General features: G+C 42.4%; 1 protein-coding gene. It reads left to right on the top strand.

What is annotated here, in order from left to right; all coding sequences use genetic code 11:
- The first annotated feature begins 551 nt into the window (after positions 1–551).
- Entirely contained in the window at positions 552–2,297 is a 1,746-nt protein-coding gene (locus tag ACOVQ4_RS06245) for a GMC family oxidoreductase (RefSeq protein WP_421819793.1), read from the top strand.
- The last annotated feature ends 40 nt before the right edge of the window (positions 2,298–2,337 follow it).

The raw sequence follows: 2,337 nt of genomic DNA, 5'->3' as shown, positions 1-2,337 counted from the left end.
TGTTTTTCCTGTAGAGACGCAATATTTTGCGTCTAAGGCGAAGACAGAAGCATTTCTAATTACTAAATCACAAATCATTGAATTAAAGGAATATGACAATATGGGATAGAAATTTTTATAAAATGTCGTATTTTGCAATTGAAAATTAGAATGATAAAATTGTCTTTAAAAGTATGAACAGACCGTATAGAATTGAGCCAATTCTTCGCATAAACTGCATCAACGCTTGAAAGAGAATTTCCCCTATCATAATTTTATACGCTTAAACCTTTAACCTTCGGGTTAGATTTCATCCAATTTTTGAAAAACATTTAAGTTAGTGGGCAGAAGAGAATTCAATTTTTGTGTCTAAGGCATTCAGGTATCAGCTTTCGGCGGTGGGCTTTGTAAAAACGCATGGCTGTGGTTAATAAAAACATTTTAACACTCTGTGCCTGTTGCCTTGTCTCTCAACACATAACTTAAATATAATTTTGCACTAATACTTAATTTGATAATCAAGTAAAGGATTATCACAAAGCGAAATAATTACCTAAAAAGCTATAAAAACTATGTTTGATTTTCAAATCAAAGAAAACAACACGGTATTTGATGTTGTGATTGTTGGTTCGGGTGCTGGTGGAGGTATGGCGGCACACGAACTTACCAAAGCAGGAGCAAAAGTCTGCGTTTTGGAAGCAGGTCAGCCCTTCGACCCTGCCGACCCAAAAAACATTACTCAACTCAAGTGGCCGTACGAATCTCCGCGCCGTGGTGCCGGAACCACCCGTCCTTTTGGTGATTTTGATGCTGCTTATGGTGGCTGGGAAATCGAAGGAGAGCCTTACACGCGTGCAGCAGGAACAAAGTTCGACTGGTTCCGTTCGAGAATGGTGGGTGGTCGTACCAACCACTGGGGACGTATCTCTCTTCGTTTTGGACCAGATGACTTCCGTAGAAAAAGTATCGACGGATTGGGCGACGACTGGCCTATTGGCTATGATGATGTGAAGCCCTATTACGACAGACTAGACCGCTTAGTAGGTATTTTCGGTTCTGTTGAAGGTTTGAGAAATGAGCCAGATGGTATTTTCTTACCTCCTCCTAAGCAACGTTTGCACGAGTTGATGTTACAAAAAAGTAACAAACGCTTAGGTATTCCAACTATCCCTTCACGCCTTTCGATTTTGACGAAACCTATCAATAACGAACGTGGACAGTGTTTTTACTGTAACCAATGCGGACGTTCTTGTCAGGCCTATGCCGATTTCTCAAGTTCATCGGTATTGATTAAGCCAGCGCTCAAAACGGGTAATTTAACCATGATTACCTACGCTATGGCTCGTGAGGTATTGACCGACCCAGCTACAGGTTTGGCTACTGGTGTATCTTATGTAAGTACGCTAGATATGCAAGAGCATACAGTCAGAGGTAAAATTGTTATCTTGGCGGCATCGGCAGGTGAAACGGCTCGTTTGTTACTCAACTCAAAATCAGCTCGTTTCCCACAAGGTTTAGCCAACTCTAGTGGTATTGTAGGTCGTTATATCAACGACTCTACAGGGGCCTCTCGCTCTGCAATTATTCCTACTTTGTTTGACAGAAAACGTTACAACGAAGACGGTGTTGGCGGTATGCACGTGTACACACCTTGGTGGGGCGACAACAAAAAACTCGATTTCGCACGTGGGTATCACATCGAATATTGGGGTGGTATGGGTATGCCTGCTTATGGCTTCGGTTGGGGTATCGAAGGTATCAACGGTCGCTTCCCTACTCGCGAAGGTATTACTAAGGCTGCTGGTGGTTATGGAGCATCGTTGAAAGACGATTATCGTCGTTTTTATGGGGCTTATGTAGGTATGGCAGGTCGTGGTGAGCCTATTCCTTTGGAAAGTAATTATTGTGAAATTGACCCGAATGTGGTTGATAAATATGGTATTCCTGTGCTTCGTTTCCACTATAAATGGAGTGATCAAGAAATCAAGCAAGCTAAGCACATGCAGGATACTTTCGAGCAAATTATCCATGAATTGGGAGGTATTGCTTTAGGCCCAAAACCGGGTGCTGACAAAAACTACGGCTTAGAAGACCCAGGAAAAATCATTCACGAAGTAGGCACGGCTCGTATGGGTAACGACCCTAACAAGTCGGTATTGAATAAGCATTGCCAAGCACATGACGTGAAAAACCTTTTTGTTGCTGATGCCGCACCATTTGTTTCGCAGGGTGACAAAAATGCCACTTGGACCATCATGGCGCTTTCGATGCGTACTTCGGAATACATTATCAACGAAGTGAAAAAGAAAAATCTATAGGACATGAGTGGGTAGCAGTGCTGAATTATGAGTTGTGAAT

Origin of the sequence: Flectobacillus sp. (assembly GCF_049240685.1) — a bacterium.
Taxonomy (GTDB): Bacteria; Bacteroidota; Bacteroidia; order Cytophagales; family Spirosomataceae; genus Flectobacillus.
This window is presented reverse-complemented; position numbering and strand designations above follow the sequence as displayed.

Coding starts and splice junctions, on each gene's coding strand:
- ACOVQ4_RS06245 (WP_421819793.1), top strand. CDS start 552: ATGTTTGATTTTCAAATCAAAGAAAACAACACGGTATTTGATGTTGTG.